Genomic DNA, 25,354 nt, shown 5'->3' with positions numbered 1-25,354 from the left:
GGGTCGCGCGCCAGCGCGGTCGGGCGGGGGCTCAGGCGTCTTCGGCGGTGGCCGGGGCGAGCGGAAGGCCCAGCAGCCGCGAGGCGGCGTCGAGCCCGGTCGCCTGGAGCTCGCCGAGGTCGAGGGTCTCGGCGGACAGCGCGCCCTCGATCCACAGGCCGTCGATGAGGCCGTTGACGGCGACGGCGAGGCGGCGCAGCTCGCGCTCGCCCGGCGCCTGGCCGCGCTCCTCCAGCGCTTCCTGGATGAGGTCGCGGAAGGCCCGGGTGGTGCGGGCATACCAGTGCCGGCGGATGTCGGCCATGGTCGCGTCGTGGTGGGCCAGCGGCAGGAAGTTGGCCCACAGCAGCAGGCTGTCCGGGGTGACGATGGGCGGCGACAGGTTGGCGCGCAGGTAGCGTTCCAGGCGTTCGCGCGCCGAGGTGGCGGCGCCGTCGTGATGGCCGTGGGCGGCCTCGAAGAGGCGCTCCAGGAAGCGCCGGTAGGCGGCCTGGAGGATCCCGTCCTTGCTCTTGAAGTAGAAGCGGATCAGGCCGTTGGTGACGCCGGCGTAGTCGGCGATGTTGCGCACCGTGGCCGCGGCGATGCCTTCCCGCGCGATGCAGGTGAGGGTCGCGTCGATCAGGGCGCTCTCGCGGTCGTTGCCGGTACGCCGGGTCGTCATGGGCTCAGGCCTCGCGCAGGATCGGGTTGGTCAGGCAGGTGGGGCCGCCCTCGCAGGCCATGCAGAGGGCGTCGCCGGCGAAGGTGCGGACCCGGATGCCGTGGCGCTCCATCACCGCCCGCGTGCCCGGGAAGCCGTCGATCATCAGGCAATCGCCGGGCGACAGCGGCATGACGTTCAGGTTGAGGCCCAGCGAATCGTGGAACTCGGCCTCGGGCGCCGCCACCAGGGTGATACCACGCGCCTTCATCAGGGTCCACAGGGCGGCCGGAATCAGCTTGGGGTGGACCAGGTACAGATCGTCGGTGAGCGGCGAGATGACCGACATGAGGTGCAGGCAGGCCGCCTCGCCGTCCCACACCGGCAGGTCGAAGCCCAGCACCTCGATGCCGTGCGGCGCCAGCAGCTCGCCGAGCTGGCGCACGCCCTCGCGATTCGAGCGGAAGCCCATGCCCACCACCAGGGTGCGGTCGTCGAGCCAGAGGGTGTCGCCCCCCTCGACGCAGGCATCGCCGGTCAGGCGTCCGAGGACCGGGATGCCGGCCGCTGCGTAGTGGCGGCCATGCAATTCGGGCTCGGCGGCGCGAAGCGGCTTGCCCATCCTGAGCAGGACGGCGCCGGCCCGGGTGATCAGCGAGGCGTCGCGGGTGAACATGGCGTCGGACAGGCCGTCGCCGTCGTCCTCGATCCACACGATGTCGGCCCCGGAGGCCTGGACCAGCTCGGCGAAGGCGTCGTACTGGGCGATGGCCCTGTCGGCGTCGAAGTGGTCGTTGTAGTGCCATTCGGCGGGATCGGCGTGCATCAGGCTCGGTCCCGGGCGACGCATCAGTACGCGGGTCATGGGGGCGGCCATCGACTGGCATCCGTGACGTGACATGGGCTGGCTCCGTGGCGGGTGGGGATCGTTGACTCGCATCTTATACGGATGCATAGTTTATGCAACCGCATAACAACAGGCGCGAGCCGGAGTCCCGACGTGAGCGATGCAGCGACCATCAGCGCCCCCCATGACGACGCCGTCATCGCGGTCGAGGGCCTGCACAAGGCCTATGGCGATGCCCGGGTGCTCAAGGGCATCGACCTGTCCGCCGGCCGCGGCGACGTCGTGGCGCTGATCGGCAGCAGCGGCTCGGGCAAGTCCACGCTGCTGCGCTGCCTCAACCTGCTCGAGTCCCCCACGGCGGGGTCGCTGCGCCTGCTGGGCGAGCGCATTCCCTTCCGCGGCCGGGGCGTGCGTCGCGAGCCGGCCGACCGTCGCCAGCTGCGCCGCCTGAGGGCTCGCCTGGGCATGGTCTTCCAGGGCTTCAACCTGTGGCCGCACATGACCCTGGAAGCCAACGTCATGGAAGCGCCGCTCCGGGTGCTGGGGCGCTCGCGCGCCGAGGCCCGCGACGAGGCGCGGGCGCTGCTGGACCGGGTCGGCCTGCATCACCTGCGCGAGGCCTACCCGGCGACGCTATCCGGCGGCCAGCAGCAGCGCGGCGCCATCGCCCGGGCGCTGGCGATGGGGCCCGAGGCGCTGCTGTTCGACGAGCCGACCTCGGCGCTGGATCCCGAGCTGGTGGGCGAGGTGCTGGCGGTGATGCGCGACCTCGCCAAGGAAGGCCGCACCATGATCATCGTGACCCATGAAATGGCGTTCGCCGCCGAGGTGGCGAGCCGGGTCGTCTTCCTCGATCAGGGGGAGATCGCCGAACAAGGGGCCCCCGAACGCGTGTTCGGCGCCCCGCGGGCCCAGCGGCTGCAACGGTTTCTGGGCTCGGTCCGTCCATCCCGAGGAGCATGACAATGAAAATGAAACCAGTGCTGACGGCGACCCTGACGACCCTGTGCCTGGCGCCACTCGCCCAGGCCGAGCAGATTCGCGTCGGCTTCGCGACCGAACCCTATCCGCCCTTCGCCACGCCGGATGCCAGCGGCGAGCTGCATGGCTGGGAGGTGGACATCACGCGGGCGATCTGCGAGGCCGCCGAGCTGGACTGCCGGATCGTCACGACCTCCTGGGACGGCCTGATTCCCGCCCTGACCGGCGACAAGATCGACTTCATCGCCGCCTCGCTGAGCATCACCGACAAGCGTCGCGAGACCATCGCCTTCTCCGACAAGTACTACCAGACCCCGGCGTCCCTGGCGGCCGCTCAGGGCGCGGCGCTGGAGCCGACGCCCGAGGGCCTAGCCGGCAAGACGCTCGGGGTGCAGTCCGCCTCCATCCACCAGGCCTATGCCCAGGCGCATTTCCCCGCGGCGACCCTGCGCGAATACCAGACCCAGGACGAGGCCAACCAGGACCTGTTCGCCGGGCGCCTGGACGCCACCCTGGCGGATCGCCTGATCGTCGAGCAGTTCCTGGACAGCCGGCAGGGACAGTTGTGCTGCGAGATGCAGGGCAACGTGGCCCACGATCCCGGGACGCTGGGGGAGGGCATCGGCTTCGGTATCCGCCAGGACGACGATGCCCTGCGAGAGCGGCTCAACGCGGCGATCGCCGAGGTGCGGGCCGATGGCACCTACGACGCGATCACCGAGCGCTACTTCGATTTCGACATCTACGGTGACGCCGACAGCTGAGGGCGGGCGGCGATGACGCATCCGGCGGGGGGATGGCTCGGGCCATGAACTATCGCGACATGAGCATGGCGGAGCTGCTCGCGCTGGCACCGCCCGGCTGGGGCGGCGCCCTGCTGGACGGCCTGTGGCTGTCGCTGCAGGTCGCCGGCGGCGGCTATCTGCTGGGGCTGCTGATCGGCATGGCCGGGGCGGCCGGCAAGCTCTCCGGCGGCCCCGTCATGCGGGACCTGCTGGCCTGCTACACCACCGGCATTCGGGCGGTGCCGGAGCTGGTGCTGATCCTGCTGCTCTACTTCGCCGTGCCCGAGGCGCTGAACCGGGGGCTGGCCGCGCTCGGCCTCGGCCAGGTGAGCATCGGCCCCTTCGCCTCCGGCATCGCGGTGATCGCCCTGGTCCAGGGCGCCTATGCCACCGAGGTGATGCGCGGCGCGATCCGCGCCATTCCCCGCGGCCAGATCGAGGCGGCCCACTCGCTGGGCATGTCGTCGGCGCTGACCTTTCGCCGCATCACCCTGCCGGCCATGCTGCCGGGAGCGCTGCCCGGGCTTTCCAACCTGTGGCTGATCGCCACCAAGGACACGGCGCTGCTGGCAGTGGTCGGCTTCACCGAGCTGACGCTGGCCGCCCGCCAGGCGGCCGGCGCCACCAAGCACCACCTGCTGTTCCTGTGCGCGGCCGGCGTGCTCTACCTGCTGGTCTCGCTGATCTCCAACCGCGTGTTCAAGGCGCTGGAGCGCCGCGCGACCCGAGGGATGTCACATGGCTGAACGTCGCCTGCCGCCGCACCGCCTCGGCTTGATGGCCGTCGCGGTGCTGGTCGTCACCCTGATGGCCTGGCAGATGCGCTGGGACTGGCTGCCCGACTATGGCGATGCCGTCCTCGGGGGGCTGCGCTTGACCCTGGTGCTGCTGGTGACCACCAGCGTGGCGGGCTTCCTGCTGGCGATTCCCCTCGGCCTGGTGCAGGCCGCGGGGCCGCGACCGCTGGCCTGGCTGGCCCGTGGCTTCTGCACCCTGATCCGCGGCACCCCGCTGCTGCTGCAGATCTGGTTGCTCTACTACGGGCTCGGCTCGCTGTTTCCCTATCTGCCGGGCGTGCGCCAGAGCTGGCTGTGGCCCTATCTCGTCGAGTCCTGGCCGTATGCCTTCGCGGCCCTGACGCTGTCGTTCGCCGGCTACGAGGGCGAGGTGATGCGCGGCGGCTTCGCCGGCGTGCCGAAGGGGGAGCTGGAGGCGGCTCGGGCGCTGGGCATGCATCCGCTGACCATCCTGCGTCGCATCTGGCTGCCCCGGGCCGTGCAGCGGGTGCTGCCGACCCTCAACGGCGAGCTGATCATCCAGCTCAAGGCCACGCCGCTGGTCGCGACCATCGCGGCCGTGGATACCTATGCCGTGTTCGGGCGCATCCGCCAGGAGACCTACCTGGTCTACGAGCCGCTGCTGCTGATGGCGCTGATCTACCTGCTGCTCGCCGGGCTGATCACCCTGGCCTTTCATGCCCTGGAGCGCCGCGGGGCGCGCGGCATCGACGCCCGATGAGCCCCGCCGCGCCGCGCCCGGCCGGGCGCGGCGCTCATCGAGGCGGCAGCGGCACCTGGCGCGGCCAGGCGTCGTCCACCACGAACAGGCGCCGCCAGGCGCCGTCCGGCCCCCTGAGGGCCAGCTGGACCGGGGCGCCGTCGCCGGCGAAATGCAGGTTCAGGCGGTGCTCCAGCGTCGTCAGGGGGCTGAGCTCGGCGGGGCGGGGCAGGGCGAGCCAGTGCGGCTTGCACAGCCAGGCGCCGCGCCAGGCGCCCGTCAGGCCGTCGCGCAAGCGCCGCCACTCCCGCCAGCGCAGCCAGCGGCCGCGCAGATGGTCCGGCGCGGCGTCCCGGGGCGCGGGCAGCTCGTCCCCCAGGGGGTAGAAGAGCACCCCGGGCATGGCCAGGCGCTGGCGCAGCGGCGGCAGGGCCTCGCCGAGGGCCGCGGCCAGGGTCGCCCGGGCCTCGGGCGAGCGCGCCAGCGGCAGCTGATGCCCGGTCAGGTGGGCGCGCTTGATGGCCAGGCTGTCCAGGCCGCCGGGGCCGATCCAGCGCGCCTGGTCGTCGTCTTCCCCGGGGCCCGCCGGCAGGCCGAGATAGAACTTGATGGCCACCTCCAGGTGGATCGGGGTGGGATCGTCGCGGCGCGCGAAGACCAGGTCCAGCTCGCCCAGGGTGCGCCGGTCGCGCATCACCGGCAGGTTGTGGGCGAGCAGGCGGGTCCCCGGGGCGGTGTCGAGCAGGCACTGCCAGAGGCGCTCGTGGTAGTGCCCCATGCGCCCCTGCAGGGTCCGGCCCACGGCGCGCTCCAGGGGCGTCGGCGCGGCCTCCAGGCGCCCCAGGTAATCGCCCAGGGCGTCGTCGCCGTCCAGGCCCAGGCAGCGCCTGTCGGGGCGGCCGTCCCAGGCCAGGGTCAGCAGGTCCGGGGCCTGAAGCAGCCAGGCCAGGTCGCGAACCAGGGGGTGGCGCCAGGGCGCGAGGTCGTGGTCGGAGAGGGGCATGCCGTCCTTTGGTTCCCGGCGTTGAGGTCTCGATCTGTCAGCCGAGCTGTACAGGCCTTATACTCCTCAGCATACATTCATTGAGGAAGCGGGTGCGAATCATGAAGCCAGTGCTGACGCGTCTCGCCGCCGTGGCGGCCGGAACCCTGATCACCCTGTCCGGAGCCCAGGCCGACGACCCGGTGGTGGTCGCCTCGAAGATCGATACCGAAGGCTCGGTGCTCGGCCAGCTGATCCTGCAGCGCCTGGAGGCCGGCGGCCTGGAGGTGGAGAATCGCCTGCAGCTCGGCGGCACCAGCATCGTGCGCGGCGCCCTGACCGCCGGGGAGATCGACCTCTATCCGGAGTACACCGGCAACGGGGCCTTCTTCTTCGACATGGCCGACAGCCCGGTCTGGAAGGACGCCGAGCAGGCCTACGCCACCGTCAGCCGCCGGGATCGCGAGCAGAACGGCCTGATCTGGCTGGCCCCGGCGGACGCCAACAACACCTGGGCGATCAGCGTGCGCGGCGAGCTGGCCCGCGAGCACGACCTGGTGAGCCTCGAGGACCTGGCCGCCTACCTGAACGAGGGCGGCGACTTCAAGCTGGCGGCCAGCGCCGAGTTCGTCGAGTCGCCCCAGGCGCTGCCGGCTTTCCAGTCGGCCTACGGCTTCACGCTCGCCGAGGAGGAGCTGCTGGTGCTGTCCGGCGGCAACACCGCCGCCACCATGCGCGCCGCCGCCCAGCAGACCAGCGGCGTCAACGCCGCCATGACCTACGGCACCGACGGCGGGCTCCAGGCCCTCGACCTGGTGGTCATGGACGATACCCTGGGCGTGCAGCCGGTCTATCAGCCGGCGCCGGTGGTGCGCGCCAGCGTGCTCGAGGCCCATCCCGAGATCGAGACCCTGCTGGCGCCGGTCTTCGAGGCCCTGGATCGCGACACCCTGCAGCGCCTCAACGGCGACGTGGCCGTCAACGGCCTCGACCCGGCCAGTGTGGCGTCGGACTTCCTCGACACCCTGGACGAATGAGGGACGGGGTGCACAAGGAGGTCGTCCGCCCCAATGTCGTGCTGGTGACCCTGATGGCGGCCACCCTGGTCGCCTGGCTGGGACTGGACGCGGTGAGCGTGGCGCCCAATCGCATCGTGCCCGGCCGGGGCCACGCCGCCGGCGAGATCGCCGGCGCCGCGGGCCTGGTGGCGAGCCTGCTGCCGATGCTGGCGGTGATCGGCCTGGCCTGGCGCCCGAGCCCCGGGCGCCGCCGCCTGGCCCTGGGGCTGGTGGTCGCCATGCTGGCGGCCCTGCCGGCCTGGCTGGCGCTGGCGGCCGCCCGGCTGGTGGACCCCGCGCTGCCCCAGGCGCGCCTGGGCATCGGCGCCGGCGTCTGGGTCAGCCTCTTCCTGCTGCTGCTGGCGCTGATCGAGCTGCGCACCCGCCTGGCCCTGTCGCGGCCCCTGGGCTGGGCGCTGCTGCTGGTGCCCGCGGCCAGCCTGGCGCTGTGCCTGCGCCTCGGCCTGGCGCCCCTGGCCCTGCGCCGCGAGTACGCGGGGCGCAGCGAGCAGTTCCTGGCCGCCATCGGCGAGCACCTGCTGCTGGTGGGGGGCGCGGTGGGGCTCAGCCTGCTGGTCGGGGTGGCCCTGGCGCTGGCCATGCGCCGCTGGCCCCGGGCCCGGGAACTGGGCTTCGCGGTACTCAACTTCCTGCAGACCATTCCCAGCCTGGCGCTGTTCGGGCTGCTGCTGGCGCCGCTGGCCTGGCTGGCCGCCGAGGTCGAGTGGCTGGCCGCCCTGGGCGTGAGCGGCATCGGCTGGGCGCCGGCGCTGCTGGCGCTGGTCGGCTACAGCCTGCTGCCCATGGTGCGCAACACCTACGTCGCCCTGGACGAGGTGGACCCCGGCGTCGTCGATGCCGCCCGGGGCATGGGCATGAGCCCGGGCCAGGTCTTCCGCCAGGTGCGGCTGCCGCTGGCGCTGCCGGTGATCCTCGAGGGGATCCGCATCACCACGGTGCAGGCCATCGGCCTGACCGCGGTGGCCGCGCTGATCGGCGCCGGGGGCCTCGGCACCTTCGTCTTCCAGGGGCTGGGCCAGGCCGCCATGGACCTGGTGCTGCTCGGCGCCCTGCCCATCCTGGTCATGGCGCTCGCCGCCGATGCCCTGCTGGGCGCCCTGACCGACCTGCTGCGCCCGGGAGGGGCGACATGATCGAACTCATCCACGTGACCAAGCGCTTCGGCGCGACGACCGCGGTGGACGACATCTCCCTGCGCGTGGAGCCCGGCGAGCTGTGCGTGCTGGTGGGCACCTCCGGGTGCGGCAAGTCCACGACCCTGCGCATGATCAATCGCCTGATCGAGCACAGCGACGGCGAGATCCATATCGACGGCCAGCAGATCCGCGCCTTCCGCGAGGAGGCGCTGCGCCGGCGCATGGGCTATGCCATCCAGAGCACCGGGCTCTTCCCGCACTGGACGGTGGCGCGCAATATCGGGCTGGTGCCGCGGCTGCTCAAGTGGCCGACCCCGCGCGTCCGCGAGCGGGTCGAGGAGCTGATGGCGCTGCTCGGGCTGCCGCCGGCCGAGTTCGCCGACAAGTATCCCCGCCAGCTCTCCGGCGGCCAGGCCCAGCGGGTCGGGGTCGCCCGGGCGCTGGCCGCCGATCCGGATATCCTGCTGATGGACGAACCCTTCGGGGCCCTGGACCCGATCACCCGGGAGACCCTCCAGGAGGAGCTGCGGGCCCTGCAGGCCCGCCTCGGCAAGACCATCGTCTTCGTCACCCACGACATGGACGAGGCGCTGCGGCTGGCCGACCGCCTGGTGGTCATGGACCAGGGCCGCATCCGCCAGCAGGGCCATCCGCTGACCCTGCTGCGCGAGCCCGCGGACGACTTCGTGGCGTCGCTGCTGGGCGGCGAGGATCGCGGCCTCAAGGAGGCGGCGCTGCTGCCGGTCAGCGAGCGGATGCTGCCGCTGAGCCCGCGGCTGCTGCCCCGGGAGCGGGTCGCCCAGACCGCGACCCTGCGCGAGGCCCTGGCGATCATGCTGTGGCGCCACGCCGAGCGGCTGACCGTGGTCGACGACGAGGACATTCCCATCGGCGAGCTGTCGCTGCGCCGGCTGGTCGGGGCCCGGGCCAATGACTGAGGCCGTGCTGCGCATCCTGCCCCGCCGCGGGCGCCGCTGGCTGGCGCCCTTGGCCTGGGCGGCCCTGCTGCTGGGCGCCTGCCTGGGCATGGAGGCCCTGGAGGGCCCGCTGCGCTGGGTCGAGCCCGACAGCCGGGAGGTGATCTACGCCCGGGCCGACTTCCTGACCCTGCTGGGACGCCACCTGCTGGTGGTCGGCGTGGCGGCGCTGGCGGCGGTGGTCATCGGCGTCGGCGCCGCGGTGGCCGTGACCCGCCGGGCCGGTCGCGACTTCCTGCCGCTGGTCGCCCAGCTGGCCTCCATGGGCCAGACCTTCCCGCCGGTGGCGGTGCTGGCCCTGGCGGTGCCGGTGCTGGGCTTCGGCACCCTGCCGATCATCGTGGCGCTGCTGCTCTACGGCCTGCTGCCCATCGTGCGCAATACCCTGGCCGGCCTGGAGGGCATCGATCCGGGGGTGCGCGAGGCGGCGCGGGGCATGGGCATGACCGGCGGCCAGCTGCTGCGCCAGGTGGAGCTGCCGCTGGCCGCGCCGGTGATCCTGGCGGGCATCCGCACCTCGGTGACCATCAACATCGCCACCGCGGCCATCGGCGCCACCGTGGGGGCGAGCAACCTGGGCGATCCCATCATCTCCGGCATCGTCAACGGCAATACCGCCTATGTGCTGCAGGGCGCGCTGGTGATCGGCCTGCTGGCGCTCACCGTGGACAGCGTCTTCGCGCGCCTGCGCCCCGCCGGCCAGGGCTGAGCGGTCCTTATACCGTTATCTTCTCCGCCCGCCGCGTCGGGTAGGGGGCGCCCCGGGGGCGGCCGGGCCTACGACCAAACGGGGCTATCCAATAATCGCAGTTTACGTTAACGTCAAAGTCGTGCGTTGATCGGCGTCGGGGCAATCCCCTGGCGGTCCGAAAGAATAGAGACAACACTGCCCCCAAAAGGGGTAAGGATCATGACGATGACCACAACGCGAGATACCCACGCGCCGGATTTCCTGGCCGGGGACGAGTTCAGCATTCCCACCTATCGGGTGCTCGACCAGGAGGGGCGCCTCCACGACGGCGCCGAGGCCCCGGACCTGGATCGCGAGCGGGCGCGCGCCATCTATGAGGCGATGATCGCCACCCGGGTGCTCGACGAGCGCATGATGGCCGCCCAGCGCCAGGGACGCCTGTCCTTCTACATGCAGTGCACCGGCGAGGAGGCCGCCGTGGTCGGCGCCACCGCGGCCCTGGACGACGCCGACATGATCATGGCCCAGTACCGCGAGCAGGGGGCGCTGGTCTATCGCGGCTTCAGCTTCGACGAGTTCATGAACCAGCTGTTCGGCAACGAGCAGGACTACGGCAAGGGCCGGCAGATGCCGATCCACTACGGCTCGCGCAAGCTGCACTACATGACCATCTCCTCGCCGCTGGCGACCCAGATTCCCCAGGCCACCGGCTATGCCTACGGCCAGAAGCTGGCCGGCGACGGCCTGTGCACCGCGGTGTTCTTCGGCGAGGGCGCGGCCTCCGAGGGCGACTTCCACGCCGCCCTGAACATGGCGGCGGTCCACGAGGCGCCGGTGATCTTCTTCTGCCGCAACAACGGCTATGCCATCTCCACCCCGGCCATCGAGCAGTTCGCCGCCGACGGCGTGGCGCCGCGGGCCTTCGGTTATCGCATGCACGTGATCCGCGTCGACGGCAACGACATCCTGGCGGTCTACCGGGCCACCCAGGAGGCGCGCCGCCTGGCCGTCGAGCACAACAAGCCGGTGCTCATCGAGGCCATGACCTACCGCCTGGCCGCGCATTCCTCCTCGGACGATCCCTCGGGCTATCGCTCGCGCAAGGAAGAGGAGGCCTGGCGGGAGAAGGACCCGATCCTGCGCATGAAGCGCTGGATGCTCGACCAGGGCTGGTGGGACGAGGACGAGGAGAAGACCCTCCAGGAGCAGCTGCGTCGCGAGGTCCTGGAGACCATGAAGCGCGCCGAGAAGCGCCCGCCGCCCGGCCTCGACAGCCTGGTGAGCGATGTCTACGCCGAGGTCACCCCGGCGCTGCAGCATCAGCTCGATGCCCTCAAGACCCATATCCGTCGCTATCCCGACGCCTACCCCAAGGGGGCCCGCTTCCTGGACCCCGAGGTGAGCCGCGCCGATGCCCAAGACGACAAGGGAGAGTCCTGAGATGCCGACCCTGAACATGCTGCAGGCGATCAACCAGGCCCTGGACATCGCCATGGCCGAGGACGAGAAGGTGCTGTGCTTCGGCGAGGACGTGGGCGGCTTCGGCGGCGTCTTCCGCGCTACCAGCCATCTGCAGGAGCGCTACGGCAAGCAGCGCTGCTTCAACACCCCGCTGGTGGAGCAGGGCATCATCGGCTTCGCCAACGGGCTGGCCGCCCAGGGCTCGGTGCCGGTGGCGGAGATCCAGTTCGCCGACTACATCTTTCCGGCCTTCGACCAGATCGTCAACGAGACCGCCAAGTTCCGCTTCCGCTCCGGTGACCTGTTCAACGTCGGTGGCCTGACCATTCGCGCCCCCTACGGCGGCGGGATCTCCGGCGGCCTCTATCACTCCCAGTCGCCGGAGGCCTACTTCGCCCACACCCCGGGCCTGAAGATCGTGGTGCCCCGCAACCCCTACGAGGCCAAGGGCCTGCTGCTGGCGGCGATCCGCGACCCGGACCCGGTGCTGTTCTTCGAGCCCAAGCGCCTCTACCGGGCCTCCACCGGCGAGGTGCCGGAGGAGGACTACCAGTTGCCGCTGGGCGAGGCCGAGGTCACCAAGGAGGGCAGCGACGTCACCCTGGTGGGCTGGGGCGCCCAGATGGAGGTCATCGACCGCGCGGTCGAGCTGGCCGAGAAGGAGGGCATCTCCTGCGAGGTCATCGACCTGCGCTGCATCCTGCCCTGGGACGAGGACACCGTGGCCGAGTCGGTGCTCAAGACCGGCCGGCTGGTGGTGACCCACGAGGCGCCGCGCACCGGCGGCTTCGCCGGCGAGATCGCCGCCGCCATCCAGGATCGCTGCTTCCTGTACCTGGAATCGCCGATCATGCGCGTGACCGGCCTGGACACCCCCTTCCCGCTGACCCTGGAGAAGGAATACCTGCCGGACCACCTCAAGGTCTTCGAGGCCATCCGCGAGAGCGTCAATTACTAAGCCGATTTCGAGTATGTCGACAACAGTGCCAGCGATGGTCAGGCAGGGCGAAACCCGCCAGCAAGGCGGGCTCCATCCGTCCGTCAATGAGCCCTTTGCGGCTGGTTTCGGCGACGCAGGGCCGAGCGCCATCCTCATGTGTCGGCATTCTCTCAGGACAGGAGAGACACAATGACCGAGTTCAAGCTGCCCGATATCGGCGAGGGTATCGTGGAGTGCGAAGTCGTGGAGTGGCGCGTCGACGAGGGCGACGCCATCGCCGAGGACCAGCCGGTGGTCGAGGTGATGACCGACAAGGCGCTGGTGGAGATCACCGCCCCGGAGGCCGGCCGGGTCACCAAGCTCCATGTGGGCAAGGGCGAGATCGCCAAGGTCCACGCGCCGCTGTTCGCCTACCAGGCCGAGGGCGGAGACGACGGCGCGACCGCCGAGGCACCCGCGAGCGAGACGCCGGCGCCCGAGGCCGGGAGCGAGCCCGAGACGCCGCCGGCGAGGGAAGGCCAGGCCCCGGCCGGCGGCGATGCCGCCAAGGACTTCATCCTGCCGGACATCGGCGAGGGCATCGTCGAGTGCGAGATCGTCGAGTGGCGGGTCGCCGAGGGCGAGGCGATCGAGGAGGACCAGCCGGTGGTGGACGTCATGACCGACAAGGCCATGGTCGAGATCACCGCCCCCGAGGCCGGCCGGATCAGCCGGCTGCATGTGGGCAAGGGCGAGATCGCCAGGGTGCATGCGCCCCTCTACGCCTACGTGCCCGAGGGCGGCGTCGCGCCGGCCGAGGCCGCCCCGGCCGCGGGCCGCGAGGCGCCGACGCCCGCCAAGCCGGACAGCGCCCCGGCGCGGCCGACCCGCCCCGGCCGCGGCCCCCATGGGCGGATCCCGGCGAGCCCGGCGGTGCGCCGCCTGGTTCGCGAGCACGGCCTGCGCCTGGCGGACATTCCCGGCTCCGGCAAGGACGGCCGGGTGCTCAAGGAGGACGTGCTGGCGGCCCTCGAGGGCGGCGGGGCGCGTCCCGCCGAGGCGGCCCGGCCCGAGCCCGAGGCGGCGCCGGCGGCTCGTCCGGCCCCGGCCGAGGAGGGCGAGGTGCGCGTCGAGCCGCTGCGCGGCGTGCGCGCCGCCATGGCCCGGCAGATGGTGGCCTCGGCCTCGACCATCCCGCACTTCCAGTACGGCGAGGAGATCGACGTCACCGAGCTGCTGGCGCTGCGCGAGCGGCTCAAGCCCAAGGCGGCGGCGCGCGACACCAAGCTCACCCTGATGCCCTTCTTCATGAAGGCCATGGCGCTGGCGATCCAGGACTTCCCGATCCTCAACAGCCGGCTCAACGAGGCCGCCGACGAGATCCATTACCTGCCGAGCTGCAACATCGGCATGGCGGTGGATGGCAAGGCCGGCCTGATGGTGCCCAACGTCAAGGGCGTGGAGCGGCGCAGCCTGCTCGACGTGGCCCGCGAGATCCAGCGCCTGACCGGCCAGGCCCGGGACGGCCGGGTGGCCCAGGCGGACCTGCAGGGCGGGACCATCAGCATCTCCAACATCGGCGCCCTGGGCGGCACCTATGCCGCGCCGATCATCAACGCCCCGGAGGTGGCGATCGTGGCCATCGGCAAGAGCCAGTGGCTGCCGCGCTTCGACGCGGACGGCGAGGTCACCCGCCGGGCGATCATGACCGTGACCTGGGCCGGCGATCATCGGCTGATCGACGGCGGCACCATCGCCCGGTTCTGCAACGCCTGGAAGGGCTATCTGGAGGATCCGGAGACCCTCCTTCTGGAACTGGCCTGAGGGCCACGGAGCAGGGCTATCGCAGTTAGCCGTTGTCGCTCGGGGCTGATTCGTCGACAGGTCCCGGAGCGCCGGACCGACGAGGGGGAGCTGTGAACCCCTCCCTGGGCGCTACCGACGCCCTGCGGCGCTCTCGCATCCTGCGCCGCTTGCAGGGCCGGTGCGGGCCATCCATGGCCCGCCCGTTCGGAGCGGTGCTCCTCACCCCTGGCGTAGGACCCCCTCTTCGACCTGTCCCCGACGCCCCTCGCCAGGCTCGGCTGTGATTGCCCTGGGCCACGGAAGGCGCCGGGTCCCTGCCACGGAACCCGGCGTCTGTCACCATGGCCCATAGTTCAGGCGATCGAGAAGGTCGAGGCCGATGACCCAGCCGTTGCAGCAGTTCTATATTCCGGAAGACCAGTCGGTCTACCTGCTCAGTCACCACGACGCGCGCAAGCTCAAGGAGTGGGTGGCGCTGTGCCGGGCCCAGCTCGAGCAGCTGGGCTATCGCCGGATCGAGCTGATCGGCAAGGGCGCCTACGGCTTCGTGTTCGCCGGGCTCACCGCCACCGGCGAGGAGTACGTCTTCAAGTTCACCCGGGTCAATCTGCCCCAGCATCTGCAGGACCGCCTCGAGGAGGAGGCCTTCATGCTGGAGCAGGTCGCCCACCCCCGGGTGCCGCGGCTGATCGTCTTCCAGCGGGTGCGCAGCCAGTCGATCCTGGTCATGCAGCGCGCTCCCGGGGAGAACCTGGAGGAGGTCTCGCTGCGCGAGGGGCGGCTGTCGCCGCGGCTGATCGTGCGCATCGCCGACCAGCTGGCCGATATCCTGCGCGCCCTGCGCCGCGAGTCCGGGCCCTCCGGCAAGCCCGTGGTGCACGGCGACATCAAGCCCTCCAACCTGGTCTTCGACGCGCGCGACGAGGCCATCGCCCTGATCGACTGGGGCTCCTCGGTGTTCGCCCAGCTCGACGCCCAGCTGCAGTTCGTCTCGGCCAACGTCATGGAGCTGATGTCGGACAACCTGCAGCAGACCAATGCCCGCCTGGGCGACGTCTACTTCATCGGCGAGGACCAGCTCAACGGCGCCCTGTCCTCGCCGCGCTTCGACGAGCAGGGCGCCGCCGGCACCCTCTACGCCCTGGCCTCGGGCCAGTCCTGCCGCTTCGGCCACCGGGCGATCCCCGCCACCTCCCTGGGCCTGCCCATGGAGTTCGCGCGCATGCTCGACGGCATGCTCGATCCCGACCCCCGGGTGCGCCTCAAGGCCGGCGATCACTTCATCCGCGAGATGCCGCGACTGGGCAAGCTGGTGATGCTCGACCTGCCGAGCCCGCCGGAGGCGCCCATGGTGCCGGTCTGGACCCGGCCCGCCGACCGCGAGATCGACACCGTGGTCTACAGCTCGCGCAAGTCCTTCCTGCGCGAGGAGGGCGTGCGCGAGACCCTCAACGACGTCAACGACGTCCAGCTCGACCGCTACTACAAGAACTTCATGCAGGGCATGGGCGAGACCGAGAAGGCCTTCCTGGCCGCGGTGAGCCGGCTCGGCCGCTACCCGGTGGTCGGCGGGCTGGCGGTGCGCTGGGAGACCGACGGCGTCTACATCGATTCCTCGCTGAACCTCCACGACCCGGCGCTCAAGCCGGCCTTCGTGGCGGCGGTCAACAACATGGTGGCCCTGGCCCGGGCCATTCATCGTCGCGGTATCTTCAAGAGCTGCCTGTTCAACGCCCGGGATACCCTGCACCTGGAGCGGGAGGGCCCCGACCGACCCTTCGTGATGCCGCCCGACCTGCGCCTGGCCTACGAGGTCAGCGCGGTCCCCGAGCTCGAGGATCGCTCGCGGCTGCACAGCTACTTCGAGGACGGGCCGGATCCGGAGGAGTTCCTGGTGCTGCCGGAGGCGATCATCACCTCCCTGGAGGCCCTCAACGAGATCCATCACACGGGGATGATCATCTTCGAGGCGCTGCCCGAGCACCTCAAGATCCACAGCCACTACCGGCTGCTCGACCCCTCCCGGGAGGCGGAGTTCCGGCGCCGCCTGGACGACATCCTCGACGCCGTGGTCCTGATCGAGGGGCTCGGGGTCTCGGGGTTCATGAAGATGCCCTACAAGGACACCCGCTACTTCGCCCACGTGGCCCGCCAGCCCGAGCGCTTCTATCCCCGCGACCCGCGCGCCGCCCTGGCCGCGATGCAGGCACAGGTCGAGACGGAAAGCCGTCATTGAGGCCTTATGGCCATGAGCTTGTGCCGCCATTCTGGCAAGATAAGGCGTCTTGGAGCGCCGCCCGTTTGCAGGACATCGGATGCCGGGGGCAAGGCGCAGCGAGGTGCTTGCGACCATGGGTGAGGCGGATTGCGCCGAACGGACTGGCCGGGTACGGCCGCCACCGGCCCGCCAAGCGGGGCAGGAGGCGAGAGCGCCCCAGGTCAAAAGAAGCGCCCAGGGACGGGATTACCGCGTCCTCGCGAAGGCTTGCCTCCGGCGTCGTAGCGATAGGCTCCGGCGCTCGCGACTGTCAGCAACGATCAAGGACGCCGCATGGCTCAGCTGTTACGCATCGTGATGATCCACGGTCATCTCGAGGGGGTGGTCGAACTGGATGTCGACGGCCACACCAATATCTGCGGCACCAACGCCTCGGGGAAGACCACCCTGCAGCGCCTGGTGCCGGTCTTCTACGGGGAGCTGCCCAACCGGGTGGTGCCCAAGACCCGGCAGAAGTTCGATGCCTTCTACCTGCCGCATCGCAACAGCTACCTGGTCTACGAATATCGCCGCGAGGAGGGCGACGTCTGCCAGGCGGTGCTCACCCGGAAGGGCGAAGGGGGCGTGGAGTATCGCTTCGTCGGCGCCCCCTATCGCCCCGAGGACTACCTGGTGGAGACCGAGGGCGGCGTGGTCGCCCTCGACTATGCCCAGTGGACCCAGGGGCTGCGCCGCCAGGGCATCCACGTCTCCCACAAGCTCGGCGCCACCTCGGAATACCGCGCGGTGATCCAGAACGACTTCACCCAGCAGGGGCGCGGCGCCGGGGGGCGCCGCGAGGGGCTGAGGCTGCGCCAGGTCGCGGCCCGCTTCAGCCTGGTGCGCCCCGGCCGGCGCATCCGCCACATGGAGAAGCTGGTCTCGGCGGTGCACGCCAAGGAGGGCAAGATGGACACCCTCAAGACCATGCTGGCGGCGATCTTCGAGGAGGACGGGGTCGAGCTGCCGATGACCCGCATCCGCAATACCAAGGCCCGGGAGTGGATCGCCCGGATGCGCCAGTCGATGCGCCTCGAGCCCCTGCAGCGCTCGCTCGAGACCCTGCAGCGTCAGGATCGCGAGATCGCCGACCTCGAGGCCGACCTGTGGCAGCTGCGTCCACAGCTCGAGGCCGACCGGGCCCGGGCCGAACGCGGGCGGGCCGACCTCGAGGCGCAGCTCAATGAGCGCCAGCGCGACTTCCAGGCCCGCGAGCAGGCCTACCAGGAAGCCCGCGACGCCCTCAACGACCGGCTCAGCGAGATGAGCAGCGAGCTCGAGCAGACCCGCACCGAGCTCGACGACCTCCAGCGGCGCTTCGAGGCCTTCGAGGAGGCCGACATGCCCGGCCTGGAGCGGGATCTCAAGGCCCTGCCCCAGTGGCGCGAGCAGCAGCAACAGCTGCGCGACCATCTCGAGTTCATGCAGCAGGCGGTGCAGGAGAGCAAGGCGCGCCTGGAGGCCCGGCTGGTCGAGCTCGGGGACCTGCTCGAGCGCCGGCGCGACGAGCTCCAGGCCCAGATCGACGCCCTCGGCGAGCAGAAGGAGGCCCGCCGCGAGGCCCAGCGCGAGGCGGAAGGCCGCCTCGACGCCGACTACCAGACCCGCCGCCAGGCGCTGGACGGCGACTATCGCGGCCGCCTCGAGCGGCTCACCGCACGGCTCTCGGCGCTCGAGGCCGAGCTCGCCCACGGCACCCAGACCGAGGAGGAGGCCCGCGAGGCCGAGCGGGTCCAGCTGCGCGTCGACGAGGCGCGCAGCGCCCAGGACGCCATCGCCGCCACCCTGGACACCCTGCGCGGCGAGCTCGACGGCCACAAGCGCGCACGGGACGACGCCGAGCGCGCCCTCGACCACGCCCGCCAGCAGCGGGCCGGCCACGAGCGACGCCTCGAGGCGCTGGAGATCCAGCGCGACCCGGCCCAGGGCAGCCTGCGCCACTTCCTGCGCCACCACCGCCCCGGCTGGGAGCAGACCCTGGGCAAGGTGCTGGCGCCGGCGCTGCTCGAGCGGCGCGATCTCGCCCCGCAGCTCCAGGACGAGGCCAGCGACGATCTCTATGGCCTGGCGCTCGACCTGGCCGCCGTCGCCTTGCCCGACCACGCCCAGGACGAGGCCGGCCTGCAGGCCGAGATCGAGGCCGCCGAGCAGGCCCTGGCCGCGGCCCGGGCGGCGGAGCAGGACGCCGAGAAGGCCCTCGGAGCCTGCCATGACAGGGTGCAGGCGGCCGCCGCACGCCTCGAGCGGGCGTCCGGCGAGCGGCGCCGCGCCGCCGAGGAGGTCGACTACGCCCTGCAGGCCCGCAGCCAGTGCCAGCTGCGCCATCAGCAGGCTCAACGCGAGCGTCAGGCGAGCCGCCGCCAGGCCCTCGAGGCCGAGCAGGCGGCCCATCAGGCGCTGCGCGAGGAGCGCGACCAGGCGCTGGCGGCCCTGGACGAGACCCATCGGACCCAGCGCCTGGAGCTGACCGCCGACCACCAGGGCCAGCTGGAGGGCCTCGACCGGCAGATCGAGCAGTACCGCCGCCAGCTCGGCGAGCTCAAGGAGGAGAACCGTCGCCAGCGCGAGGAGCTCGAGGCCGCCTTCGATCGCGAACTGGCCGACCGCGGCGTCGACCCGGTCAAGGTCAGGGAGACCCGCGCCCAGATCGAGGACCTGGGCAAGCGCATCCACGAGACCGAGGCGCGGCGCGACGAGCTCGATGCCTACGCGCGCTTCATGCGCCTCGACTGGGGCGAGCGCAAGCCGCGCCTGGTGGCCCGGGAGGCGGAGCTCGACCAGGCGCGGCAGGCCGCCGAGCGCGAGCGCAAGACGCTCAAGGACGACTTCGCCGCCGCCCGGGCGGAGCACCGGGCGGACGTCGGCGAACTCAAGGCGCGCCGCGACGCCGAGCAGGCGCTGGTCGAGACCCTGGCGCCGTTGCTCGAGACCCTCGAGGGGCTGGCGCTGGAGGCGGCCAGCGAGCCCCGCGGCGAGGCCCCGGGAGACGCCGGGGAGCGCATCGAGCGGGCGCGCCAGGCGCTCACCGAGCATGCCCGCGCCCTCGACGAGCTGCGCCGCGGCTGCGAGAGGATCGAGTCGGACCTGATCAAGGGCGCCAGCGCGGACTTCCAGGACACCCTGGAGGCCGAGCGCGCCAAGCTCGAGGACCCCGGCCCGCGCCGCCTGCTGGCGGTGCTCGCCGACATGCTGCAGCTGCTCGAGGGGCAACAGCAGCAGCTGCTGCAGCAGGGCCGCAACCTCGGCGACGACCTGGACAAGTTCTTCACCGTGTTCCGCGACCTCAACCGGCGCATCAACGCCCAGAGCCGGCGGCTGTCCGACGAGGTGGCCGACGACCTGACGCTGGAAGGCATCGGCAAGGCCGAGGTGAAGATCCAGTCGACCATCGACGAGCTCGGCTTCTGGGAGCCGCTCAAGCGCTTCGCCCAGCGCTACCGCGAGTGGCGGGATTCCGGCCGCACGCTGCCCGACGACGACTACCTCGACGCCCTGGCCGACGTGGTGGAGCTGCTGCGCAGCGACCAGCAGTACAGCGTCGAGAGCCTGCTGCGCCTCGAGCTGCACCTCAACGAGGGCGGCGCCGATCTGGTGATCCGCAACGACCGCCAGCTGCTGGAATCCTCCAGCCACGGCATGGCCTACCTGATCCTGTGCAAGTTCCTGCTGGCCTTCACCCGGCTGCTGCGCGGCGCGGCCGAGGTCGCCGTGCACTGGCCCATCGACGAGATCGGCACCCTGGCCTACCACAACGTCGAGAAGCTGTTCGACGCCTGCGACAACAACCGCATCCATATCGTCGGCGCCTTCCCCAACCCGGAGTCGGACGTGCTGATGCTCTTCCAGCACCGCTACCTGATCGATCGCGACGCCGCCGCGCCCGACAAGCGCCGGCTCAAGCGTATCGAGCCGCGCCTGAGCCGGCTGGCCCGGCGCCTGCAGGCACGCCACGATGACCGTCGAGAGGAGGCTTCCGCATGAGCGAATCCGCCACCACCGAGCGTGCCATGGTCGAGATGGGCCCGCTCCTCGAGCGCCTGCTGGCCGGCGACTTCATCTGCGAGGTCAGCGACGACACGGCCTTTCGCCGCCTGCAGGACGACGCGACCCGCGAGCGCGTCGACGCCTATCTGCGACCGCTCAATCGGCGCCTGGCGACCAACGAGGAGGGCAGCGTCTACTTCCTGGCCTGGCGCCAGCTCGACGAGGCCGCCCGGGACCAGCTCTCCCGCCAGCTGGCGGAGACCGTCGGCAGCCTGCTGCCGATGCTCGAGTGGCTGCAGCTGGTGCAGGAGGCCCTCGGCCGCGACGGCCCGGTGTCGCCCGGCGACGTGCTCAAGCCCGCCGACTTCAGCTCGCGCTGCGAGGACAACCAGGGCCTGCGCGAGCGTCTGGAGCGCCTGGCCACCGATCCCTTCTTCGGCTCCCAGAGCGAGCAGCTCGACGCCCAGATCAAGCAGGTCTTCAAGCGCCTGCGCGAGCGCGGCTACCTGCGCCAGCCCCATGCCGACCGCCAGTACTTCGTCGCCACCGCCAAGATCGACTACCTGATCGACCTGGTGCGCTTCATCCGCGACGAGGAGCAGCTGCCCGTCGACGACCAGGCCCCGGAGGCCCAGGAGCGGCTGCTGTGAGCGCGCACGATCCCGACGCCCTGGACAACCGCCTGCTGGCCACCGGCGCCGAGCGCCTGGCGCTGCTCGGCAAGCACGCCGAGACGCTGATGGCCGGCTACGTGCGCGACGAGGTGCCGCTGGAGGGCCTGAGCAGCGCCGCCCTGAACCGGCTGCTGTCCGCGCGCATCCTGTGGCGGCCCGACGACCAGGCCGGCGTCAAGCTGGCGCCCAAGGTGCGCGAGCTGATCGCCGAGATGCTGGCCGACGAGACCCGCCGCCACGTCAACGCCGACGTGGCCGAGACCCTGGAGCTGATGCGCGGCCTGGTGCAGAGCTACCGCGAGGCCCGCGACGGGGCCGAGTACTGGCGGCAGGAACAGCAGCTGCTGCGGCTGCGCCAGGCGGTGGACGACCTCGACGGCCGCTTCGCCGACGCCATCGATAGCCTGTGGCGGCGCCTCAACAGCGACTTCGGCTTCGTCGGCCGGCTGGCCGACAAGATCCGCGAGAACGACCGCGCCCAGAAGCAGATCGTGCGCCTGCTCGACGGCCTGGCGCTGATCGACTTCGACGAGCTGATCGAGCTGGTGGGCGCCGACGGGGCGCTGCGCAAGCTGCTGGTCAGCCAGCTCCAGCACCGGCTCAGCCAGCACTACACCAGCCTGCGCGAGGTGCAGCGCCGGCTGATCGAGCTGATGGCCCGCTTCCGCCAGCAGCAGTCGCGCAGCCGCCTGGTGACGGGCATGGCCGCCTTCCTGCGCGAGCATCCCGGCTTCGTGCCCGGCAACTATGCCCGGCGCGGCGAGGTGCCGGAGCTGGTCAATCGCGCCGCGCCGCTCACCGCCGCCGGCGCGGTGGCGCTGGATCGCGCCCCGGACGCCCGGGTCGTCACCGAACTGCTCCACGAGCTGCCGCGGCCCGCCGCCCCGCCGCAGCCGGTCGTCGCCGCCGCGGCCGCCGAGCGCCACGAGGACACCCTGGTGGCCGCCCGTCAGCAGGCGCTGAGGGAGGACGTGGAGCGCTTCTACCTGTCGGTGGTCGAGGGCGACGGCGAGCCGCTCAGCGCGCTCGAGTACCTCGAGTCGGGCGAGCTCGACTGGGGCGAGGAGATCTGGCTGTACCAGGTGCTCGCCGAGTTCCAGGGCCTGCCCCGGCGCGAGCAGGCGGCCTTCCGGCTGCGCCAGGAGGAGAGCCGGGCGGCCGCCTTCAACGACCTGCGGCTGATCCACGATGTGCGCCTCGAGCTCAGGGAGGGCGCATGACGGCGCTCTCGGCCTCGGCCCGCCGGGTGCTCCGCGATGCGGCCGGCAAGCTGCGCCGCGCATCCCGTGTCGACAAGCCGCGGGGCCCGGCGGTGGAGGAGATCGTCGCCTGGTGCCGGGCCTGGGACATCGAGCCCGGCGGGCGGCTGTCCCGCGGCCGGCTGCGCCTGGATCGCGAGCTGATGGCGCGCATCGCCGAGGAGCTCGCGCTCCAGGGCCAGCCGCCGCTGGCAGCCGACCTGAGCGGGCTGACCACCGCGCAGCAGGCCGAGCATGGCTATCAGGAAGCGAAGAGCGTGCGCCAGTCGCCGCGCGAGGCACGGGTGCTGGTCAACCTGCCGGCTCGGGCGCCCTGGCCCGGCATCGCCGGCGGCGGGCGGGAGTGTCTGGACGTCGACTGGCGGGACATCGTGCCTTCGGCCTTCGATGGGCTGGTGCAGGTCGAGAACCTCGACAGCTTCTACGCCTTCTCACCGGCGCGGCTGGCCGGGCAGGATCCGCTGCTCGGGGCGCTGCGCCGGCCGCTGGTCGCCTATCGCGGCGATCGCTTCTACGGCGGCGCCTTCGAGGCCCTGGCCAGGGCCTGGTCGGCCACCGGCCGGCCCCATGCCTATGCCGGCGACCTCGATCCCAAGGGGCTCGATATCGCCCTGGACGGCGGCGCGACCCATCTGCTGGCGCCGCCGCTGGACTGGCTGCGGCGACACGCCACGGCCTGCCATGTGCCGGAGCAGCAGGAACCGTATCGCGATCGGCTGCGGCGCCATCGCGACACCCTGCCCGAGGCCCATCCGCTGCGCGGCTATCTGGCGCTGCTGGTCGACGAGCAGCGCGGGCTGAGGCAGCAATGGCTCGAGCCGTCGCTGGTCTCGATCGCCTTGCACGGCGAGGGCCCGGGCGGGCCCGCCGAGCCGGGCTGACCCCACCGGGTCGCGCGCCCCTCGGCGTGCCGACGGCCGCGTCGGGGCGGCGGCGTGAAGGGCCTACAGCGAGGCGGCGGAGCGCGCCGCCTGGTCGTAGAGCCCGGACATGGCGCGCAGGCTGGCGGCGATGCGGTGCAGGTCCTCGCGCTCGATGCCCAGCGTCGACAGCGAGTCCACCAGGCAGGCCTCGCGGATCTCGGCGTAGCGCTGGCAGGTCGCCCGCCCCTGGTCGGTGGTGCGGTAGAAGGTCTCCTTGCCGTGCTTCTCGCCTGCCACCAGCCCCAGCTTGCCCAGCTTCTTCAGCGCATAGGTCACCGTATGGGTGTCCTCCACGTTGAGCACCAGGCAGATGTCGGCCTGGCGCTTGGCCCGTTCGCGATGGTTGATGCTATGCAGCACCAGCACGTCGAGGGAGCCCAGCTCCGGCAGGCCGGCGGCGGTCATGCAGCGCACCATCCAGCGCTGGAAGGCGTGGCTGGCGATGATCATGCCGAACTCGAACTCCGAGAGTTCCTGGGCGTTTCGGGACAGGTGCTCCGAGGAGACGATGGGGCCGCGGGGCGACGCGGCCGTCTGGGTCTCGTCCTGGCTCATCAGCGGTTCCCCATGGCGGTGGGCAGGTAGGTGACGATCTCCGGGAAGAGGCCGATCAGCACCACCCCGAGCATCATCAGGAAGAAGAAGGGCAGGGCGGCCCAGGCGATGCTCAGGATGTTGCGGCCGGTCATGCCCTGGAGGACGAAGAGGTTGAAGCCGATCGGCGGGGTGATCTGCGACATCTCCACCACGATCACCAGGTAGATGCCGAACCAGATCAGGTCGATGCCGGCCGCCTCCACCATGGGCAGCAGGATGGAGGTGGTCAGCACCACCACCGAGATGCCGTCCAGGAAGCAGCCCAGCAGGATGAACAGCACGGTCAGCGCCGCCAGTAGCATCACCGGCGACAGGCCCAGGGTGCCGATCCAGGCGGCCAGGTCGCTGGGCAGGCCGGTGAAGCCCATGGCGGCGGTGAGGAAGGAGGCCCCGGCGAGGATGAAGGCGATCATGCAGGAGGTGCGCACTGCCCCGAGCAGGGCGTCGCGGAACACCTCGCGATCCATGCTGCCCTGCACCTTGGCCAGCAGCAGCGAGAGCACCACCCCCACGGCGGCGGCCTCGGTGGGCGAGGCCAGGCCGGCGTAGATGGAGCCGATCACCCCCACGATCAGCGCCAGCATGGGGATCAGCCGCCGCGAGCGCTTGAGCCGCTCGCCCCAGGCCACCCGGGCGTCGGCCGCCGGGACCTTGTCGGGATGGCGCCAGGCCCAGAGCATCAGGTAGGCGGCGAACAGGCCGATCAGCAGCAGGCCGGGGAAGATGCCGGCGATGAACAGCCGGGCGATGGACTGATCGGTGGCCACGCCGTAGACGATCAGGATGATCGAGGGCGGGATCAGCAGGCCCAGGGTGGCCGAGCCGGCCAGGGTGCCGATGACCAGTTGCTCGTCGTAGCCCCGCCGGGTCAGCTCGGGGATGGTCATCTTGCCCATGGTGGCGCAGGTGGCCGCCGAGGAGCCGGAGACCGCGGCGAACAGCCCGCAGCCCACCACGTTGGTGTGCAGCAGCCGCCCGGGGATGCGCTGCATCCAGGGCGACAGCCCGGTGAACATGTCGTCGGCCAGCCGGGAGCGGAACAGGATCTCGCCCATCCAGATGAACATGGGGAGGGCGGTAAGCTCCCAGCTGTAGCTGGCGCCCCAGATGTCGGAGGCCATGACGTCGCCGGTGGGGATGCTGGTGAACTGGCTGAGGGCGATCCAGCCCAGGCCGAGCAGCGAGAAGGCCACCCAGACGCCGCTGCCGAGCAGCACCAGCAGGGTGACGAAGAGGGTGAGGGTGAGAATCAGCATGGTCGCCTCGTCATTCCTGGCCACGGTCGTTGGGGGTGAAGTCGTCGGGGCGGCGGATCGCCGTGACCAGGGTCTGCCACCAGGCCTCGCCGAGCGCCAGGCAGAACAGCGCGATGCCGGCCAGCATGGCCGACTGCGGCAGCCACAAGGGGATGCTGAGCAGGCCGTAGGAGGTCTCGCCGAAGGCGATGCTGTCGGCCAGCAGGCGATAGAGGTAGAAGGCCAGGTAGAGGCACAGCGCCAGGGCCACGCTCAGGCACGCCACCTCGACGAAGACCCGGTAGCGCGCCGGCAGCCGGCCGATCAGCAGGGTCACCCGGATATGGGCGCCGTGGATGAAGGTGTAGGCCAGCCCCAGGAAGGTGGCGCCGACCAGCAGGAAGCCGGAGATCTCGGCCAGCCCGGGGATGGCCAGGCCGATGCGCCCGCCGCCCACGGCGGTGGCCAGGATGTCGATGATCCGCCCGACGATCTGCGCGGTGATCAGGGTGCAGATCAGCACCAGGCAGGTGGCGGAGAGGTAGCCCCCCAGGTTGTAGAGGGGGCGCAATCGATAGTTCATGGTGACGACCCATAGATGTCCGGGGCCCTGCGGGCCCC

At 71.4% G+C, this 25,354-nt stretch carries 22 protein-coding genes; 16 read left to right on the top strand and 6 right to left on the bottom strand.

The genetic code is table 11. The annotated features are described in order from the left end of the window. Nucleotides 1–31 precede the first annotated feature (31 nt). On the bottom strand, nt 32–664 hold the full coding sequence (locus QC818_RS03680; RefSeq protein WP_309651493.1) for a TetR family transcriptional regulator C-terminal domain-containing protein: 633 nt from the start codon (nt 662–664) through the stop codon (nt 32–34). Nucleotides 665–668: 4 nt separating this feature from the next. Continuing rightward, nucleotides 669–1,544 (bottom strand): dimethylarginine dimethylaminohydrolase family protein, encoded by an 876-nt coding sequence (locus QC818_RS03675; protein WP_309651492.1) that lies wholly within the window; start codon nt 1,542–1,544, stop codon nt 669–671. 99 nt (nt 1,545–1,643) lie between these two features. Between QC818_RS03675 and QC818_RS03670 the strand changes: the two genes are divergently transcribed. The 4 genes from QC818_RS03670 to QC818_RS03655 are packed head-to-tail and all read left to right on the top strand — an operon-like array spanning nt 1,644 to nt 4,774. Next, nucleotides 1,644–2,453: an amino acid ABC transporter ATP-binding protein gene (locus tag QC818_RS03670; RefSeq protein WP_309651491.1), complete on the top strand. Its 810-nt coding sequence runs from the start codon at nt 1,644–1,646 to the stop codon at nt 2,451–2,453. A 2-nt stretch (nt 2,454–2,455) separates the two neighbouring features. Next, on the top strand, nt 2,456–3,235 hold the full coding sequence (locus QC818_RS03665; protein ID WP_309651490.1) for a transporter substrate-binding domain-containing protein: 780 nt from the start codon (nt 2,456–2,458) through the stop codon (nt 3,233–3,235). A 44-nt stretch (nt 3,236–3,279) separates the two neighbouring features. Further along, nucleotides 3,280–4,002: an ABC transporter permease gene (locus QC818_RS03660; protein ID WP_309651489.1), complete on the top strand. Its 723-nt coding sequence runs from the start codon at nt 3,280–3,282 to the stop codon at nt 4,000–4,002. Then, nucleotides 3,995–4,774, top strand: coding sequence for an ABC transporter permease subunit (locus QC818_RS03655; protein ID WP_309651488.1), 780 nt, complete (start codon nt 3,995–3,997; stop codon nt 4,772–4,774). The genes QC818_RS03660 and QC818_RS03655 overlap by 8 nt, the downstream gene beginning before the upstream one ends. 34 nt (nt 4,775–4,808) lie before the next feature. Here QC818_RS03655 and QC818_RS03650 read toward each other — a convergent pair whose 3' ends face one another. Then, nucleotides 4,809–5,756: a DUF1853 family protein gene (locus QC818_RS03650; RefSeq protein ID WP_309651487.1), complete on the bottom strand. Its 948-nt coding sequence runs from the start codon at nt 5,754–5,756 to the stop codon at nt 4,809–4,811. Nucleotides 5,757–5,857: 101 nt separating this feature from the next. On the opposite strand from QC818_RS03650, the gene osmF reads away from it, so the two are divergent. The 12 genes from osmF to QC818_RS03590 all read left to right on the top strand — a co-directional run bounded on the left by osmF (nt 5,858) and on the right by QC818_RS03590 (nt 22,859). Continuing rightward, nucleotides 5,858–6,772: a glycine betaine ABC transporter substrate-binding protein OsmF gene (osmF, locus tag QC818_RS03645; RefSeq protein WP_309651486.1), complete on the top strand. Its 915-nt coding sequence runs from the start codon at nt 5,858–5,860 to the stop codon at nt 6,770–6,772. After that, nucleotides 6,769–7,947 (top strand): ABC transporter permease, encoded by a 1,179-nt coding sequence (locus tag QC818_RS03640; protein WP_374710050.1) that lies wholly within the window; start codon nt 6,769–6,771, stop codon nt 7,945–7,947. Before osmF ends, QC818_RS03640 begins: the two co-directional genes overlap by 4 nt. Beyond that, nucleotides 7,944–8,888, top strand: coding sequence for an ABC transporter ATP-binding protein (locus QC818_RS03635; RefSeq protein ID WP_309651484.1), 945 nt, complete (start codon nt 7,944–7,946; stop codon nt 8,886–8,888). Before QC818_RS03640 ends, QC818_RS03635 begins: the two co-directional genes overlap by 4 nt. Beyond that, nucleotides 8,881–9,636 (top strand): ABC transporter permease, encoded by a 756-nt coding sequence (locus tag QC818_RS03630; RefSeq protein WP_309651483.1) that lies wholly within the window; start codon nt 8,881–8,883, stop codon nt 9,634–9,636. Before QC818_RS03635 ends, QC818_RS03630 begins: the two co-directional genes overlap by 8 nt. Nucleotides 9,637–9,837: 201 nt before the next feature. Further along, entirely contained in the window at nt 9,838–11,058 is a 1,221-nt protein-coding gene (locus QC818_RS03625) for a thiamine pyrophosphate-dependent dehydrogenase E1 component subunit alpha (protein ID WP_309651482.1), read from the top strand. Nucleotide 11,059: 1 nt separating this feature from the next. Further along, nucleotides 11,060–12,037, top strand: a complete 978-nt coding sequence (locus QC818_RS03620; protein WP_309651481.1) for an alpha-ketoacid dehydrogenase subunit beta — start codon at nt 11,060–11,062, stop codon at nt 12,035–12,037. Nucleotides 12,038–12,208: 171 nt separating this feature from the next. Beyond that, nucleotides 12,209–13,822 (top strand): dihydrolipoyllysine-residue acetyltransferase, encoded by a 1,614-nt coding sequence (locus QC818_RS03615; RefSeq protein ID WP_309651480.1) that lies wholly within the window; start codon nt 12,209–12,211, stop codon nt 13,820–13,822. Between the two features lie 361 nt (nt 13,823–14,183). After that, nucleotides 14,184–16,040, top strand: a complete 1,857-nt coding sequence (locus QC818_RS03610; RefSeq protein ID WP_309651479.1) for a protein kinase domain-containing protein — start codon at nt 14,184–14,186, stop codon at nt 16,038–16,040. Nucleotides 16,041–16,355: 315 nt separating this feature from the next. After that, entirely contained in the window at nt 16,356–20,042 is a 3,687-nt protein-coding gene (locus QC818_RS03605; protein ID WP_309651478.1) for an ATP-binding protein, read from the top strand. 26 nt (nt 20,043–20,068) lie between these two features. Then, complete coding sequence (locus QC818_RS03600; RefSeq protein ID WP_309651608.1) at nt 20,069–20,695, top strand: condensin complex protein MksE; 627 nt, start codon at nt 20,069–20,071, stop codon at nt 20,693–20,695. After that, entirely contained in the window at nt 20,692–21,939 is a 1,248-nt protein-coding gene (locus QC818_RS03595) for a hypothetical protein (RefSeq protein WP_309651477.1), read from the top strand. The genes QC818_RS03600 and QC818_RS03595 overlap by 4 nt, the downstream gene beginning before the upstream one ends. After that, nucleotides 21,936–22,859, top strand: coding sequence for a DUF7281 domain-containing protein (locus tag QC818_RS03590; protein ID WP_309651476.1), 924 nt, complete (start codon nt 21,936–21,938; stop codon nt 22,857–22,859). Before QC818_RS03595 ends, QC818_RS03590 begins: the two co-directional genes overlap by 4 nt. A gap of 63 nt (nt 22,860–22,922) precedes the next feature. Here QC818_RS03590 and QC818_RS03585 read toward each other — a convergent pair whose 3' ends face one another. The 3 genes from QC818_RS03585 to QC818_RS03575 are packed head-to-tail and all read right to left on the bottom strand — an operon-like array spanning nt 22,923 to nt 25,316. Next, entirely contained in the window at nt 22,923–23,456 is a 534-nt protein-coding gene (locus QC818_RS03585) for a winged helix DNA-binding protein (protein ID WP_309651475.1), read from the bottom strand. Then, nucleotides 23,456–24,754, bottom strand: a complete 1,299-nt coding sequence (locus tag QC818_RS03580; protein WP_309651474.1) for a TRAP transporter large permease — start codon at nt 24,752–24,754, stop codon at nt 23,456–23,458. The genes QC818_RS03585 and QC818_RS03580 overlap by 1 nt, the downstream gene beginning before the upstream one ends. 10 nt (nt 24,755–24,764) lie before the next feature. Further along, nucleotides 24,765–25,316, bottom strand: coding sequence for a TRAP transporter small permease (locus QC818_RS03575; RefSeq protein WP_309651473.1), 552 nt, complete (start codon nt 25,314–25,316; stop codon nt 24,765–24,767). Nucleotides 25,317–25,354: the final 38 nt, after the last annotated feature.

Source organism: Halomonas koreensis (assembly GCF_031451675.1).
In the GTDB taxonomy this organism is placed as follows: Bacteria; Pseudomonadota; Gammaproteobacteria; order Pseudomonadales; family Halomonadaceae; genus Halomonas; species Halomonas koreensis.
Note: the sequence above shows the minus strand (reverse complement) of the source record. Positions and strands in the feature narration are given on the sequence as shown.

Excerpts from the sequence above, each read along its gene's own strand:
- QC818_RS03680 (WP_309651493.1), bottom strand. The coding sequence starts at position 664 with ATGACGACCCGGCGTACCGGCAACGACCGCGAGAGCGCCCTGATCGAC.
- QC818_RS03675 (WP_309651492.1), bottom strand. The coding sequence starts at position 1,544 with ATGTCACGTCACGGATGCCAGTCGATGGCCGCCCCCATGACCCGCGTA.
- QC818_RS03665 (WP_309651490.1), top strand. The coding sequence starts at position 2,456 with ATGAAAATGAAACCAGTGCTGACGGCGACCCTGACGACCCTGTGCCTG.
- QC818_RS03660 (WP_309651489.1), top strand. The coding sequence starts at position 3,280 with ATGAACTATCGCGACATGAGCATGGCGGAGCTGCTCGCGCTGGCACCG.
- QC818_RS03655 (WP_309651488.1), top strand. The coding sequence starts at position 3,995 with ATGGCTGAACGTCGCCTGCCGCCGCACCGCCTCGGCTTGATGGCCGTC.
- QC818_RS03650 (WP_309651487.1), bottom strand. The coding sequence starts at position 5,756 with ATGCCCCTCTCCGACCACGACCTCGCGCCCTGGCGCCACCCCCTGGTT.
- osmF (WP_309651486.1), top strand. The coding sequence starts at position 5,858 with ATGAAGCCAGTGCTGACGCGTCTCGCCGCCGTGGCGGCCGGAACCCTG.
- QC818_RS03640 (WP_374710050.1), top strand. The coding sequence starts at position 6,769 with ATGAGGGACGGGGTGCACAAGGAGGTCGTCCGCCCCAATGTCGTGCTG.
- QC818_RS03635 (WP_309651484.1), top strand. The coding sequence starts at position 7,944 with ATGATCGAACTCATCCACGTGACCAAGCGCTTCGGCGCGACGACCGCG.
- QC818_RS03630 (WP_309651483.1), top strand. The coding sequence starts at position 8,881 with ATGACTGAGGCCGTGCTGCGCATCCTGCCCCGCCGCGGGCGCCGCTGG.
- QC818_RS03625 (WP_309651482.1), top strand. The coding sequence starts at position 9,838 with ATGACGATGACCACAACGCGAGATACCCACGCGCCGGATTTCCTGGCC.
- QC818_RS03620 (WP_309651481.1), top strand. The coding sequence starts at position 11,060 with ATGCCGACCCTGAACATGCTGCAGGCGATCAACCAGGCCCTGGACATC.
- QC818_RS03615 (WP_309651480.1), top strand. The coding sequence starts at position 12,209 with ATGACCGAGTTCAAGCTGCCCGATATCGGCGAGGGTATCGTGGAGTGC.
- QC818_RS03610 (WP_309651479.1), top strand. The coding sequence starts at position 14,184 with ATGACCCAGCCGTTGCAGCAGTTCTATATTCCGGAAGACCAGTCGGTC.
- QC818_RS03605 (WP_309651478.1), top strand. The coding sequence starts at position 16,356 with ATGGCTCAGCTGTTACGCATCGTGATGATCCACGGTCATCTCGAGGGG.
- QC818_RS03600 (WP_309651608.1), top strand. The coding sequence starts at position 20,069 with ATGGTCGAGATGGGCCCGCTCCTCGAGCGCCTGCTGGCCGGCGACTTC.
- QC818_RS03590 (WP_309651476.1), top strand. The coding sequence starts at position 21,936 with ATGACGGCGCTCTCGGCCTCGGCCCGCCGGGTGCTCCGCGATGCGGCC.
- QC818_RS03585 (WP_309651475.1), bottom strand. The coding sequence starts at position 23,456 with ATGAGCCAGGACGAGACCCAGACGGCCGCGTCGCCCCGCGGCCCCATC.
- QC818_RS03580 (WP_309651474.1), bottom strand. The coding sequence starts at position 24,754 with ATGCTGATTCTCACCCTCACCCTCTTCGTCACCCTGCTGGTGCTGCTC.
- QC818_RS03575 (WP_309651473.1), bottom strand. The coding sequence starts at position 25,316 with ATGAACTATCGATTGCGCCCCCTCTACAACCTGGGGGGCTACCTCTCC.